Below are 14,614 nucleotides of genomic sequence, written 5' to 3' on the forward strand. Positions count from 1 at the left end.
CGGCTTAGCGCCCGCCTTTGGCGGCCAAGTCGTCGAGATGCGCGATCAGGGCCTTGGCACCGCCTTTGGCGAAAACACTCGCGAAATCGGCGCGCCGCGTCGCCAACTGGCTGATCGCATTCTTGTAATAGACATCCACGATCTTCCACTTGCCGCCGCTCTGTCGCAAGCGATAGCCGATCGGGACCGCGTCCCCCTTCGGCGCGGAAAGCGTCGTCCGTACCAGCTTGTCTGTGCCCCGCGTCTCGACGCGGGGGTCGATGCTGAAACTCTCACCGCCATAGGTGCTGAAGTTCGAGGCATATTGGGCAACCGTCATGCGGCGCATCGCCGAAACCAGCGTGGCCTGGTCGCCCGGGGCCACCTTTACCCAATCGGGCCCCACCGACAGCCGCGTGATCAGGCCGATGTCGAAGGTCTGGTCGACGACCGGGCCGATCCGCGCGATTCGGCCTTGCGTGCCGAGCGCGCTGCCGCCCTTCATGATCGTCAGCAATCCATCGTTCAGGGTCTGGACGGGGGCCCGCGCCGGATCGGTGGCTTGCGCGGCAAGCGGAACCGCGCTGCACAATGCCACCATCGGCACGACGTATCGCAGGGAGAAAATCATCGAAAGCTCCTATTGGGACATTTGGCGATGACCCAGGTAGTTGGTCTGGCCGTTATCACCGCAACGGCCCTAGCACAAACCGCTGTAGCGCCGATGAACGCTTTAGGCGCTATCGGGTGCCCGGCCGGGAAACCACCCATCCGAAGATATAGGTTTTCCTGCTTTCTTTATGCTGCGACGCGGCTAGAATAAGCGGCCGGGAGGCATACATGACGGATCCGTGTGCGTGCCCTCCGGCCCCGCGCCCGGTTTTCGGCATTTGAGCGGACGGAAGGACAGTTTTTGCAAGTAATTTTGGCCAACCCGCGCGGTTTCTGCGCAGGCGTCGTACGCGCGATCGAGATCGTCGAGCGCGCGATCGACCGCTACGGCGCGCCGGTCTACGTCCGCCACGAAATCGTCCATAACCGCCACGTCGTGGACACGCTGCGCGCAAAAGGCGCGGTGTTCGTTGAAGAACTGTCGGACGTGCCCGAGGGCGCGATGACGGTGTTCAGCGCGCACGGCGTCGCCCGTACCGTCGAGGAAGAGGCCAAGGCGCGCAAGCTGCCGGTGTTCGACGCGACGTGTCCGCTGGTGACCAAAGTGCATTTGCAGGGTCGGCGTTATGCCAAGGCCGGGCGGACGCTGGTGATGATCGGGCATGAAGGCCATGCCGAAGTGATCGGCACGCGCGGGCAAGTCGATGCGCCCGTCCATCTCGTCTCGACCGAGGCCGATGTCGCTGCGCTCGACATCCCCGAGGATGCCGAGATCGCCTATATCACCCAGACGACGCTGAGCGTGGACGACACCAAGAATGTGATCGCCGCGCTGGCGAAGCGCTTCACCAACCTGATCGGCCCCGACGTTTCCGAAATCTGCTACGCAACGCAGAACCGCCAGAGCGCGGTGCGCGATCTCTGCAAGGTGGCCGATCTGCTGCTGGTGGTGGGCTCCGAAAACAGCTCCAACTCCAGCCGTCTGCGCGATCTCGGGCAGGATGAGGGCTTGCCGAGCTATCTCGTCGCCGATGGCAGCGCGATCGATCCGGCGTGGTTCGCGGGCGTCGAGCGCGTTGGCCTCACTGCAGGCGCGTCCGCGCCGGACGAGCTGGTCGACAGCGTGATCGCGGCGCTGCGCAAACTTGGTCCGGTCGAGGTGACACAGCTGGCAGGCGTCGAGGAATCGCTCGAATTCGGTCTGCCGCGTGAGTTGCGCGACCCGCCTGCAACTTCCCAACAGCGCGTTTTGAGCGCATAGGAACCCCCATGAGCCTTCCCTTAGCCCCGCTTGCGCGCATCGGCGCCTACACCCTGAAAAACCACATCAAGGGCGGCAAATATCCGCTCGTGCTGATGCTGGAACCGCTGCTGCGCTGCAATCTGGCGTGCCCGGGCTGCGGCAAGATCGATTATCCCGATGCGATCCTCAACCAGCGCCTGTCCTATGACCAGTGCATGGACGCGATCGACGAATGCGGCGCGCCCGCCGTCTCGATCGCGGGCGGCGAGCCGTTGCTCCACCGCGACATGCCCAAGATCGTCCAGGGCTATATCGCCAAGAAGAAGTTCGTCATCCTGTGCACCAACGCGCTGCTGATGAAGAAGAAGATCGACGACTATAAGCCGTCGCCATACTTCACCTGGTCGATCCATCTCGATGGCGACAAGGGCATGCACGACCATGCGGTCGACCAGGCCGGCACCTATGAAGTCGCGATCGAAGCGATCGAAATGGCCAAGGCCAAGGGCTTCCGCGTGCAGGTCAATTGCACCGTGTTCGATGGGGCAGACCCGACCCGCCTGGCTGCGTTCTTCGACGAGATGCAGAAGCGTGGCGTCGAGATCACCATCTCGCCCGGCTATTCGTACGAGCGCGCCGCCGACCAGGAGCATTTCCTGACGCGCGAGCGCACCAAGAACTTCTTCCGTGATGTGTTCCGGAAAGGCGATGGCGGCAAGGCGTGGACCTTCACCAACTCGCCTTTGTTCCTCGATTTCCTCGCGGGCAACCAGACCTATGAATGCACGCCGTGGTCGATGCCGCTGCGCACCGTCTTCGGCTGGCAGAAGCCGTGCTATCTGGTCGGCGAAGGCTATGTCGACACCTTTGCCGAGCTGATGGAAGGCACCGACTGGGATCAGTACGGCGTCGGCAAGTATGAAAAGTGCTCGAACTGCATGGTGCATTGCGGGTTCGAGGGCACGGCTGCGAGCGACTCGATCCGCCATCCGCTGAAGATGTTCGCGATCGGCCGCAACGGCGTGCGCACCGAAGGGCCGATGGCCCCCGATATCGACCTGTCCAACGCCCGCAAGGCGAGCGACGTCCACTCGCTACACGTCGAGCGTGAACTCGCGAAGATCAAGGCCGCCGATCCCGAGGGCTTCAAGCGCACCCAGCGCGCGGCGTAGCGCACTGAACGCTGCCCCCGCCTCCCGCCCGGTGCGGATCAGCGCGGGGAGTTGCGCCGGGTTGCGCGCGAGCGAGGCAAGGATCGCGCCGAGCGCGACGCCGCCATCGGGCTTCATGCCGACCAGAGCGGCGGGGGGCAGCGCGTGATCGGCGCTGTCCGAGATCGTGCGCAGGATCGCGAACGGGAGGTTGTGGCGCGCGGCGACGCGGGCGGCGATGTGCGATTCCATGTCGACCGCGATTGCGCCGGTGGCGGCATGGAGCGCGGCTTTTTCGGCGGTGGAGGCGATGATCTGGTCCGCGCCGACGATGGTGCCGGGGTGGGCATTGGGCAGCGCGGAGGCGAGCCACGCCACCAACCGTCCGTTCGTTTCGAGCGAAGTCGAGAAACCTGCGGTGGTGCCAGGTTTCTCGACTTCGCTCGAAACGAACGGTGGGTGAAGATCGCCGACCACCACATCCCCCGCCCGCAAAGCCGGATCGAGCGCGCCCGCCACGCCGCATGAGAGCACCGCAGAAACGCCACCCACCGCCGCCTCAAGCGCACGCTCCAGCCGCGCCGCATCGCCGCCGCCCGCCACCACGACCAAGCCCGGTCGCGCGATGATCGCCGCTTCGCGCGTCAGCCCGCAGGCGACGAGGATCGTCACATCCCGAACGCCGGGCGCGGATCGTTCGAGCGCTTCAGGTTGCGATAGCGCGCCACCGCCCAGAGCGGGAAATAGGCCGGATAGCCGTGATAGCGCAGGTAGAAGACGCGCGGGAAACCGCCGCCGGTATATTTCTCCTGGCCCCACAGCCCGTCCGCCGCCTGGGTCGCGATCAAATGGCGGATGCCGCGCTCGACTGCGGGATGATCGACCTTGCCCGCCGCCATCAACGCGAGCAGCGCCCAGCCGGTTTGCGACGCGGTCGAGGGCGCAGGCGTATAGCCCTTGTAATCGAGCGCATAGCTCTCGCAATCCTCGCCCCAGCCGCCGTCGAGATTCTGGATGTGGATCAGCCAGTCGGCCCCTTTGCGCACCATCGGATGCTTCGCATCGAGCCCGGCGGCGTTCAAAGCGCACAGCACCGACCAGGTTCCGTAAATGTAATTCACCCCCCAGCGCCCGAACCAGCTGCCATCGGACATCTGTTCCTTCTCGAGGAAGGCCAGCGCCGCCTTCATCCTGGGCGTGTCGGTCTCGCCCAATTGCGCCAGCATCGACACCACGCGCGCGGTAACGTCGCTGGTCGGTGGATCGAGCAGCGCGCCATGATCGGCAAAGGGGATGTTGTTGAGATAATGATAGCTGTTGTCGGCATCGAACGCGCCCCAGCCGCCATCCCTGCTTTGCAGCCCGACGGTCCATTCGACCCCGCGCGCGATCGATTCGTCATAAGCGGCGGGGGTACGGTCCTTGGCGCGGTCCATCGCCATCACGACCACGGCGGTATCGTCGAGATCGGGGTAATGCGCGTTATTATACTGGAAGGCCCAGCCGCCGGGGCGGACATCGGGCTTTTCGTCAGCCCAGTCGCCCTTCACGTCGAGCACTTGCAGCGGCTTCAGCCACGCCAGCCCCGCCGCCGCGCGCGCTTCGGCTTCCTCGCCGCCCGCTTCCAGCATCGCGTGCGAGGCCAGTGCTGTATCCCACACCGGAGAGACGCACGGCTGGCAATAGGCTTCGTCTTCCTTGACGACGAGCAGCTTCTCGACCGATTCGCGCGCAAGCGCCCGCGCGGGGTGATCCTGCGGGTAACCCAGGCAATCGAACATCATCACGCTGTTGGCCATCGCCGGATAGATCGCGCCCAGCCCGTCCACGCCATTCAACCGCTCGGTCACGAAGGTGACGGAGGCGTCGATCGCGCGCTGGCGCGTGCCCTTGGGCCACAGCGGCTCGACGCCCTTCAACACGACATCGAGGCCGTTGAAGAAGGTCGTCCACGCCTGCTTGGTCCCCGCCGCCTTACTGACCAGCTTGGCGCGCTTGGCGGTGTAGAGTTCGTCGACCAGCACGCCCGAGGGGTTGCGCGCGACCGGCTTCTTGGCGGCGAGCACCAGCAGCGGCACGATCACCGTGCGCGCCCAATAGGACATTTTGGAGAGATGCACCGGGAACCAGCGCGGCAGCAGGATCAGCTCGACCGGCAGCGTCGGCACCACGCTCCACGGCCCCGCGCCAAACAGCGCCAACTGAATGCGCGTGAAGACATTGGCAGCCGCCGCGCCGCCCGCTTTGTGGATCGCCGTGCGCGCTTGCACCATATGCGGCGCATCGATCGAATCGCCGATCATCTTGAGCGCGAAATAGGCCTTTACGCTGGCGCTGACATCGAACGCGCCGCCATGAAACAGGCCCCAGCCGTGATGCGTCGGCGATTGAATGCGGCGCAGATAGACGCCGATCTTGCGCTCGATCTCGGCGTCGCGCGGTTCGCCCAGATAATGGCGCAGCAACACATATTCGGCCGGAATGGTGGCATCTGCCTCCAGCTCGAACACCCAATGCCCGTCCGCATTCTGCAACCCGCCCAGCGCCGCCGCCGCCTTGCTCGCGGTAGCGTCGGCTTCGTCCAGGAGGGCGCTGCGGTCTATCGTATCGATGCTCATGCCCGCGCCTTAGCCGAGTCGGGCACCCCGCGCCAAGCGGGCAGCAGTCTCGCCCGATCGCAGTGCCCCTTCGATCGTCGCGGGCAGCCCGGTTTGCGTCCAGTCTCCCGCCAGAAACAGGTTGCGCCAGCGCGTGGCGGCGGGCGGACGCTTGGCGTCCTGTTCGGGCGTCGCGGCGAAAGTGGCGCGCTTTTCCTTGACGATCTGCCATGGTGGCAGCGTCGGCGGAAGACCGTGAATCGCGGCGATATCCGCCCAGAAGGTCGCGGCGAGGTCTGCGCGGTCGGTATCGACCAGATGGTCCGCCGCACTGACCGTTACCGAGATGCGATCCTCAAACGAGAAGATCCATTCCGCCGTGCCGCCAATGACGCCGATCATCGGCGCGACGCCCGCCGGCGGGGTGTAGGCAAAGTGCGCGTTGACGATCGCGCGGAAATCATCGGGCACGGTGAGGTCGGGCACCAGCGCCGCAGCAACCCACGGCGGCACCGCCAGGATAATGCTCTCGTCCGCTGCGACCGCCTCTTCGCCGCTCCCGAAATCGAGTGCGACGACGCGATCCTCGGCAAAGCGCAAGGCCCGCAGCCGCCGCCCGAGCGTCAGGGTGGTGCCCTGCCGCTCCAGCCACGACACCGCCGGATCGACGAACGCCGCCGCCAGCGTCGGCTCGGCGATGCGCGGCCGCATCGCGCGCCCGCCTTTGCCGAGCGTCTCGCGGATCACGGCGGCGGCGAGGCGCGCCGATCCGCTGGCGACCGCGGTGTTGAGCACGGCGAGCAGCACGGGCTCGATCAATTTGTCCCACACCGCACCGCGCGGATCGATCCGGTCGCCCACCGTTTGCCCCGGCGCGCCAGTCAACAGCCCCGCCAGCCGCAGATAATCGCCCGCGCGCGTACCGGGCACCCGGCGGCCATCGCGGAAGATCCACCAGGGCAGCGGCCCATCATTGAAGCGCACCGCCCAGCGCGCACCGCTGCGCCGGTCGACGAAGGGGAAATCGGCGTGGAGCGGCCCGCTCAGCCGATCACTCGCGCCGATCGTCGCGAGATAGTCGGCCACCGCGCGATTGCCCGACAGGACCAGATGGTTGCCATTGTCGATCGTTCGCCCAAGCTGCGGATCGTGATAGCTGCGGCAACGCCCGCCGGCTTGCGCCGCGCCATCGACCAGCTCCGCGCGGTGCCCGGCGCGCGCGAGATCGACGGCGGCAGCAAGCCCCGCCATCCCGGCCCCGACGATCCGGACCCGACCGATAGAACCCTCGCGCTTCAACGGAACAGGCTGAGCCGCAACACGGTGAACAGCAATGCGGCCTTGTTGACCTTGATCCGCTCGCGCGGTGGTGCCCAGCCGACCGCTTCCATCCGCACCAGAATCGGCGCGTATACCGCCGCCATCAAGCGGGGTGCCAACAAATGCCCACGCGGCCGCTTAGCCAAAATCGCCTCGGCGGCCTTAAAATGCTCATGCGCGCGCGCTGCCAGCACGCGCGCCGCGGCATCCACGCGCACATCGCCGACGACGGAAAAAGGGTCGCCCAACGGGATACCCGCCGCCTGCAACGGCTCCAGCGGCAGATAGACGCGTCCGATCGCGGCATCTTCATCGACGTCGCGCAGGATGTTGGTGAATTGCAGCGCCAGACCCAGATGGTGCGCCAGCGCTATGCCGGTCTCCTCCTCCATGCCAAAGATCTTGACCGACAACCGCCCGACTGCCGATGCGACGCGGTCGCAATACAGATCGAGCGTGGCCATGCTCGGCCAGCGGATATCCTCGGCGACATCCATCGCCATGCCGTCGATCACCGCCAGGAAATCGGCCTTGTCGAGCGCGAAGCGGCGCACCGCCTCCGCCACCAGCGCCGCTTGCCCCGCATCGCCACCGGCATAGAGCGATTCGATATCGGCGCGCCACGCCTCCAGCGCCGCCGCACGCACCGGGCGATCGCCAATCTCGTCATCGGCAATGTCGTCGACCGCGCGGCAAAAGGCATAGACGGCGTACATCGCCTCGCGCTGCGCCTTCGGCAGCACGCGCATCCCGGCATAGAACGAACTGCGCGAGACTTGCGCCTGAAGTTGGGCGGGTGTCGCCTTGGGATTCATGAGCGTCCCTTAACCACTTGCCGTGCCGCCGCCAACGTTGCGAGCCCAAGCGCCTCGGGCGCGCGGTGATGGACCCGCTCGGACAGCGGATCGCGGACTTTCAAACGCGCGGTCAGGCTGGCGGCGAGGCGGTGGATGATCGCCACCTCTATTCCCAACCGACGATCGCGAATCGCGGCGGCAAAGCCTGCCGACTGCGCGAGCAATACCCCAGATCGCGCGGCCAGATCGCGGATCACCGCGCGCAATGCCGGGGTCGCGGTCGTCGCGCCCAAATCCTCCACCGTTGCGCCATGGGCTGCCATCACGTCCGCAGGAAGATACACCCGTCCGATCGCGCGGTAATCCTTGCCGCAATCCTGCGTGTGGTTGATGACTTGCAGCGCGGCGCACAACGCATCCGACGCCGCCCAGGTCGCGTGGTCCTCGCCATGCACGTCCAGCACATAGCGGCCAACCGGCATCGCCGAGTAGCGACAGTAGTCGAGCAACGCCGCCCAATTGGCATAGCGATCGACCGTGCAATCGCGCTCGAACGCCACCAGCAGGTCGAGCGCGTGCTGCGGGCTCAGCCCATGCGATTCCATCGTTGCGCGCAATGCGACCGAATGCGCATCGCTATCCTCGGTGCCGAGAATCGTCGCGCGCATCGCGGCGAGGAGTGTCAGCTTCTCGTCGGCGGAGGCGGCGGCATTGTCGGCCACATCATCGGCGGCGCGCGCGAAATGATAGAAGGCCATCACCGGGGCGCGATGCTCGGGCTTCAGCAGCACCGAGGCGACCGGAAAATTCTCATCCTTATGCCCCTTGCCCGAGGCAAGCGCGGTGGCGGTGGTTGCGGTGCTCATGCCGACAGATCCGCCTGGACGCGGCCCTTCCACAGGCCCCCGCGCCCGCGCTTATGCTGCCACGCCGACAGCACGGTGCAGCCCGCATAAAAGGTTGCGATCAACGGCAAGGCAGGTCCCCAAAGTGGCGAACGACGGTAGAATTGCAGCATCGGCTGGAACAGCAGCGCCATGATAGCCCAGGCCGCCAGCGCTGCATAATGCGCCGCGCCGCGCGCGAAAATCGCCAGCACGGGCGGCGCGAGATAGGTCAGTGCGAGGCCGAGCGTGGTGCCCGCCAGCAGCAACGGCGAATAGCGGAGCTGGGCGTAGGCAGAGCGCGAAATCATCGCAGCGACCGAGGCCCAGGTGTCGTAGCGCCGGATGCTGACCGCGCGATCGGTCAGGCCGAGCCACACCGCCCCCTGCTGCTTCATCAAGGCCCCGAACGCGCAATCGTCGATCAAGGCGGAACGCACCGCCGCAATCCCGCCTGCCGCTGCCAGCGCGCGGCGCTGCACCAGCATCACCCCGCCCGCAGCGGCACCGAGGCCACGCCCGCGCCGGTTCACCGTGGCGAAGGGGTAGAGCATCTGGAAAAACCACACGAAGGCGGGGATCAGCGCACGCTCGGCCCGGCTCTCGCAGCGCAATCGCGCCATCAGCGACACCAGCACCCGGTCATCGTCCACCGCGCGCGCGACCAGGCTGCGCACGCTATCGGGTGCGTGGGCGACGTCGGCATCGGTCAGCAGCAAATAGTCGGGCGCATCACCGGCGGCGGCGATACCCTGCGAGACGGCCCACAATTTCCCCGTCCAGCCCGCTGCGAGCGGCGCGCCGGTGACGACCTGCAACCGCTCCGACCCGACCGTGCGGGCGATCTCTGCGGTACCGTCGCTGCTCGAATCGTCGACGAGGATGATGCGGAAGTCGCCGGGATAATCCTGCGCGGCGAGACTGGCGATCGACTCGGCGATCACCTCGGCTTCGTCACGCGCGGGCACGACGGCGACGACGGTGGGCCATGCCCTCTCTTCTACTCCCCTCCCTGGAAGGGAGGGGTTGGGGGTGGGTTGGCCCGTGGAGAGCGCGACGCCTGCCTTAGGCCGACCCACCCCCGGCCCCTCCCTTTCAGGGAGGGGAGGAAGGTCCGGGAGGGGAGGAACACGATCATCCCGCTCCCGCGTCAGCCAGAAGCCGTCACGACCGAGCGCCAGCCCGATCCAGATCAGCAGGGATAACGTGGCAATCCCGAGCGCGATCACGCGAGCATCCCCGCTTGCCGGAACCATGCGACCGCATCCTCCAGCGCCGCACGATGGGGCCGCGCGTGGTACCCGAGTTCGGCCTCCGCCTTCGCACTCGAATAATACATGTCGTGTGCGGCCATGCGCAGCGCGTCCAGCGTCAGGAACGGCTCCTTGCCCGTCACCCGCGCGATCTGTTCATTCACCCAGGCCAGCGGAAAAAGCGGCGCTCTCGGGATTTGCACCGTCGGGGCCTTGCGCCCGACGATCGCCGCGACGTCCGCCAGCATCTGGCGCAGCGAGACGTCCTGCCCGCCCAGCACATAACGCTCGCCGATCCGCCCGCGCGTCATCGCCGCGATATGGCCCTCGGCCACGTCATCGACATGGACGAGGTTGAGCCCGCTCTCGACGAACGCGGGCATCCGCCCCGACGCCGCCTCGACGATGATTCGCCCGGTCGGCGTCGGCCGCGCATCGCGCGGGCCGATCGGGGTCGAGGGATTGACGATCACCGCAGGCAACCCTTGCTGCGCGACCATCGCCTCGACCAGTCGCTCGGCCACCACCTTGCTGCGCTTATAGGCACCGACCGCCTGTTCGGGCGTGGCCGGGCGCGTTTCGTCGGACGGTTTGCCGTGGTCGGGCCGCAGCGTCGCCACGCTGCTGGTATAGACGATTCGCTCGACCCCGGCGGCCAGCGCCGCTTCCATCACCGTGCGCGTGCTGGCGAGATTGTTGCGGACAATCTCCTCGGGGTCGGGGGCCCAGATCCGGTAGTCGGCAGCGACGTGATAGAGGTGCGCCACACCCGCCATCGCCCGCGCCATCGCAGCGGCATCGCGCGCGTCGCCCTCGACCAGTTCGCCCGGAAAATCGGTGAGATTGGTGCGCGCGCTGCTCGCCCGCGCCAACCCGCGCACGTGCGCGCCGTCCGCCGCCAGCCGCCGCGCGACGGCCGAGCCGACAAATCCGGAGACGCCGGTAACAAGTATGATGGGTCGATCGGTCAAGCAGCCTCCAGTGGCGGTGGCTTTAGTGCGAAGGCGCGCAAGAGCAAATACCACGGGCCACCGCACACGCAGAAAGGGCCGATCCGGCGCAAACATGACAGCTTTTTCATATCGGTGTGCCTATACCGGTCACCCGCGCGGCGTTACGAGGGAGGCATCGTGACCCACATTCTGCAGAATATCGGTACGGCGCTAGGCTGGCTGGCGATCGTGCTGGCGATGTTCGGCATCGTCTATTCGCTGGCCGCAGCGTTCGTATTCCGGCGCTTTTTCGCCGCCGCCAGATCGGCCCCTGCCCGCACCGAAGCCGTCACCCTGCTCAAGCCGCTCTACGGGGCCGAACCCCGCCTGCTGGACAATCTCGCCACCTTCCTGACCCAGAACCATGCCGGACCGCTGCAATTGGTGTGCGGTGTGCAGCGCGCAGACGATCCGGCGATCGCTGTGGTCGAGGCGCTGAAAGCCGCCTATCCGCACGCCGATATCGATCTGGTCATTGACCCGACGATGCACGGTGCCAGCGGCAAGCTGTCCAACCTCATCAACATGGACCGCGCCGCGCGCCATCCCATCGTGATTCTGAGCGACAGCGACATCGCGGTCGCGCCCGACTATATCGCGCAACTGCTCGCCACGCTCGACGATCCTGCGGTGGGCGCGGTGACCTGCATTTATTCGGGGCGCGGCGATGCCGGTTTCTGGTCGCGCATGGTCGCCGCCGGCGTGACGTATCAATTCATGCTGGGCGTGGCCTTCGGGGTGTCGAATCGGCTGGCCGCGCCGTGCATGGGATCGACGATCGCGCTCAAGCGCGAGACGCTCGACAAGATCGGCGGCTTCCAACGCTTCGCCGATGTGCTGGCCGACGATTATGCGATTGGCGAGGGCGTGCGTGCGCTCGGGCTCAGCGTTGCGGTGCCGCCAATTCTGGTAACGCACGCTTGCGACGAAACCAGCCTGTCGCAACTATGGCGGCATGAACTCCGCTGGGGCGCGACCGTCCGGGACGTCGCCTTCTGGCCCTATGTCGGCATCGTCATCGGCCTGCCCTTCCCCACCGCGCTCTTGGCTGCGCTGTATGCGCCACAGTTCGGGCTTTTGCTCGCCCTTGCAGCAGCAATTGCGCGGTTGGTGGTTGTGCGCAACGTCGATGCGGCGGTAGGGGGGCGGATCGCACCGCTGTGGATGGCGCTGCTGCACGATGTCCTTGCCTTTGCGGTGTATATCGCGAGCTTCTTCGTGCGGTCGGTTGATTGGCGCGGTGCAACACTTAAAATGAAGACGGACGGCCGCATTGTTTCGGCCTCCACGGAGCAACGAGCATGATGCGGACCCTTTTCCTCCAGGCACCCTCTTTCGATGGGTATGACGGCGGTGCCGGGGCGCGCTACCAGATGAAGCGCGAGGTCAAATCCTTCTGGTATCCGACGTGGATCGCCCAGCCGGCGGCGATGATCGAGGGATCGAAGCTGATCGACGCGCCCGCGCATGATCAGTCGTGGGACGATATCGCGCACGAGTTCGACGACCGCGATCTGGTCATTCTCCACACCTCGACGCCGAGCTTCAACCAGGACATCCGCACCGCGCGGCTGATCAAGGAGCGCAACCCGAAGATCATCGTCGCCTTTGTCGGTGCCAAGGTGATGATCGAGGACAAGGCCAGCCTGGAGGCGTGCGAGGCGATCGACCTCGTCTGCCGCGAGGAATATGATTTCACCTGCGTCGAACTGGCCGAGGGCCGCCCCTTTGCCGAAATCGACGGCATCACCTGGCGCGCGCCCGACGGCACGATCGTGCGCAACAAGGACCGTGCGCAGATCGAGGACATGGACGTGCTGCCTATGGTCTCGCCCATCTACAAGCGCGACCTCGACACGTCGAAATATTATGGCGGCTATCAGCGCCACCCCTACGTCAGCTTCTACACCGGGCGCGGCTGCAAGAGCCGCTGCACCTTCTGCCTGTGGCCGCAAACGATCAGCGGGCATCGCTATCGCCACCGCAGCGTCCCCAAGGTCATCGAGGAAGTGAAATATATCCTCGCGGAAATGCCCGAGGTGAACGAGATCTTCTTCGACGACGATACGCTCGCCGATGCGCACGATTTCGTCGTCGAACTGTCGGGCGAGCTGCGCAAGCTCGGCTTCGGCACGCCGGGTTTCCGCGTCACCTGGGGCTGCAACGCCAAGGCGAACGTGCCCCAGCCGGTGTTGAAGGCGATGAAGGAAGGCGGATGTCGCGTGCTGCTGGTCGGCTATGAAAGCGGCAATCAGCAGATTCTGCACAACATCAAGAAGGGCCTGCGCACCGATGTCGCGCGGCAGTTCACCAAGGATGCGCACGCGCTCGGCCTGACCATCCACGGCACCTTCATCCTCGGCCTGCCCGGCGAGACGCTCGAGACGATCGAGGAGACGATCAACTACGCCAAGGAAATCAACCCGCACACGATTCAGGTGTCGCTGGCGGCACCGTATCCGGGCACCTTCCTGTACAAGCAGGCGACCGAAAATGGCTGGTTCGACAGCTCGCACGATCTGCTGACCGATAACGGCAACCAGATCGCGCAACTCAGCTATCCACATCTCTCCTCGGCGGTGATTTTCGAGAAGGTGGAGGAGTTCTACAAGCGCTTCTACTTCCGCCCGTCCAAGATTTGGGAAATCGTCCGCGAGATGCTGACCGACTGGGACATGATGAAGCGCCGCTTGCGCGAAGGCGTCGAGTTCTTCGACTTCCTGCGTCGCCGCAAGGAAGCTGCATAAGGCACGGCCATGACCACGCTTGCCGGAATGACCGTGAATGAGCGGATCGCCGCGACCGGTCGCGAAGAAGCCTGGGATGCGGCCGTGCGGGCCGGCGACCGCGACGCGATGATCGCGCTGCTGCGCCGAGTCGCCGTCGCCAGCCCCGGCAATGTTGCGGACGCGGTGTTGGCCGACCCCGAATTTTACGGGTTTCCCCGGCGGTGAAGACCGCGATCATCACCGCCGATGATTTCGGCGTGTCGATCGAGGTCAATCGCGCGGTCGAACAAGCCAACCGCGAGGGCGTTCTGACCGTCACCAGCCTGATGGTGACCGGCGATGCCGCCGCCGATGCGGTGGAGCGCGCGCACGCAACGCCGACGCTGGGCGTCGGGCTGCACGTCGCGCTGGCCGAAACCCCGCCTGCTTTGCCGCCATCGGACATTCCGGACCTGGTTGATGCGAACGGGCAGTTCCGGATCGAATCCTTGCCGGTCGCGCTGGCGTTGCTGGCCAAGGCGTCGGTGCGCCGCCAGTTGGAGGCCGAGATCGAGGCGCAATTCGCGTTGTTCGCGGCCACCGGTCTGCCGCTCGACCATGTCAATTCGCACAAGCACATGCACCTGCACCCGGTAATCGGCGCGACGCTGCTGAAGGTGGGCCTGCGCCACGGGATGAAGGCGCTGCGCGCGCCGATCGAGGAGCGCGCATCGCTGGCAGCCTTCGAGCCAGTGACTGGGCTCGACATCGCCAAGCCGTTCGCGCGCCATATCCAGCGCTCGGGCCGTGCTGCCGGGATGAAGGTGCCCGACCGCACCTTTGGCCTCGCCTGGTCGGGCGCGATGCACGCGGCGCGGTTGCGCGGCATATTGGAGAACCTGCCAGAGGGCGTGAACGAGATCTATCTGCATCCGGCCACCGGAACCTACCCCTTGGCCGCGCCAAGCTATCAATATGAAGCGGAATTGGCGGCGTTGCTGGATCCGCAAGCCCGTTCGATCGTTACGCGTAACGATATCAGATTGGCGCGCTTTGCCGATCTCTAGCGGGAGAAAGG

Annotated in this window: 14 protein-coding genes; 6 read left to right on the top strand and 8 right to left on the bottom strand. The window is 65.9% G+C overall.

What is annotated here, in order from left to right:
* Window positions 1–4: 4 nt before the first annotated feature.
* On the bottom strand, window positions 5–610 hold the full coding sequence (locus EJC47_RS14970) for an ABC transporter substrate-binding protein (RefSeq protein ID WP_033965811.1): 606 nt from the start codon (window positions 608–610) through the stop codon (window positions 5–7).
* A gap of 282 nt (window positions 611–892) precedes the next feature.
* On the opposite strand from EJC47_RS14970, the gene ispH reads away from it, so the two are divergent.
* On the top strand, window positions 893–1,852 hold the full coding sequence (ispH, locus tag EJC47_RS14975; RefSeq protein ID WP_033965810.1) for a 4-hydroxy-3-methylbut-2-enyl diphosphate reductase: 960 nt from the start codon (window positions 893–895) through the stop codon (window positions 1,850–1,852).
* 8 nt (window positions 1,853–1,860) lie between these two features.
* Window positions 1,861–3,006: an adenosyl-hopene transferase HpnH gene (hpnH, locus tag EJC47_RS14980; protein WP_033965809.1), complete on the top strand. Its 1,146-nt coding sequence runs from the start codon at window positions 1,861–1,863 to the stop codon at window positions 3,004–3,006.
* Here the strand turns inward: hpnH and EJC47_RS14985 are convergent.
* The 7 genes from EJC47_RS14985 to hpnA are packed head-to-tail and all read right to left on the bottom strand — an operon-like array spanning window position 2,929 to window position 10,807.
* Entirely contained in the window at window positions 2,929–3,657 is a 729-nt protein-coding gene (locus EJC47_RS14985; RefSeq protein WP_126848741.1) for a phosphorylase family protein, read from the bottom strand. The two genes, hpnH and EJC47_RS14985, sit on opposite strands and share 78 nt — an antisense overlap.
* Window positions 3,654–5,603: a squalene--hopene cyclase gene (shc, locus tag EJC47_RS14990; RefSeq protein WP_126848742.1), complete on the bottom strand. Its 1,950-nt coding sequence runs from the start codon at window positions 5,601–5,603 to the stop codon at window positions 3,654–3,656. The genes EJC47_RS14985 and shc overlap by 4 nt, the downstream gene beginning before the upstream one ends.
* A gap of 9 nt (window positions 5,604–5,612) precedes the next feature.
* Window positions 5,613–6,833, bottom strand: coding sequence for a hydroxysqualene dehydroxylase HpnE (gene hpnE / locus EJC47_RS14995; protein ID WP_249340826.1), 1,221 nt, complete (start codon window positions 6,831–6,833; stop codon window positions 5,613–5,615).
* 44 nt (window positions 6,834–6,877) lie between these two features.
* Complete coding sequence (gene hpnD, locus EJC47_RS15000; RefSeq protein ID WP_126848743.1) at window positions 6,878–7,717, bottom strand: presqualene diphosphate synthase HpnD; 840 nt, start codon at window positions 7,715–7,717, stop codon at window positions 6,878–6,880.
* Window positions 7,714–8,565, bottom strand: coding sequence for a squalene synthase HpnC (gene hpnC, locus EJC47_RS15005; protein WP_126848744.1), 852 nt, complete (start codon window positions 8,563–8,565; stop codon window positions 7,714–7,716). Before hpnC ends, hpnD begins: the two co-directional genes overlap by 4 nt.
* Window positions 8,562–9,839, bottom strand: coding sequence for a glycosyltransferase (locus tag EJC47_RS15010; protein WP_126848745.1), 1,278 nt, complete (start codon window positions 9,837–9,839; stop codon window positions 8,562–8,564). The genes hpnC and EJC47_RS15010 overlap by 4 nt, the downstream gene beginning before the upstream one ends.
* Window positions 9,809–10,807 (bottom strand): hopanoid-associated sugar epimerase, encoded by a 999-nt coding sequence (hpnA, locus tag EJC47_RS15015; RefSeq protein ID WP_126848746.1) that lies wholly within the window; start codon window positions 10,805–10,807, stop codon window positions 9,809–9,811. Before hpnA ends, EJC47_RS15010 begins: the two co-directional genes overlap by 31 nt.
* A 159-nt stretch (window positions 10,808–10,966) precedes the next feature.
* Here hpnA and hpnI point away from each other — a divergent pair, with 159 nt between their 5' ends.
* From hpnI to hpnK, 4 genes are read left to right on the top strand one after another with little or no spacing between them, the layout of a single operon-like run.
* Window positions 10,967–12,133: a bacteriohopanetetrol glucosamine biosynthesis glycosyltransferase HpnI gene (hpnI, locus tag EJC47_RS15020; RefSeq protein WP_126848747.1), complete on the top strand. Its 1,167-nt coding sequence runs from the start codon at window positions 10,967–10,969 to the stop codon at window positions 12,131–12,133.
* Complete coding sequence (gene hpnJ / locus EJC47_RS15025; protein ID WP_126848748.1) at window positions 12,130–13,575, top strand: hopanoid biosynthesis associated radical SAM protein HpnJ; 1,446 nt, start codon at window positions 12,130–12,132, stop codon at window positions 13,573–13,575. The genes hpnI and hpnJ overlap by 4 nt, the downstream gene beginning before the upstream one ends.
* 9 nt (window positions 13,576–13,584) lie before the next feature.
* Complete coding sequence (locus EJC47_RS15030) at window positions 13,585–13,782, top strand: hypothetical protein (protein ID WP_033966010.1); 198 nt, start codon at window positions 13,585–13,587, stop codon at window positions 13,780–13,782.
* Window positions 13,779–14,603, top strand: a complete 825-nt coding sequence (hpnK, locus tag EJC47_RS15035) for a hopanoid biosynthesis-associated protein HpnK (RefSeq protein ID WP_126848749.1) — start codon at window positions 13,779–13,781, stop codon at window positions 14,601–14,603. Before EJC47_RS15030 ends, hpnK begins: the two co-directional genes overlap by 4 nt.
* The last annotated feature ends 11 nt before the right edge of the window (window positions 14,604–14,614 follow it).

Source organism: Sphingomonas sp. TF3 (genome assembly GCF_003985085.1).
GTDB lineage: Bacteria > Pseudomonadota > Alphaproteobacteria > Sphingomonadales > Sphingomonadaceae > Sphingomonas.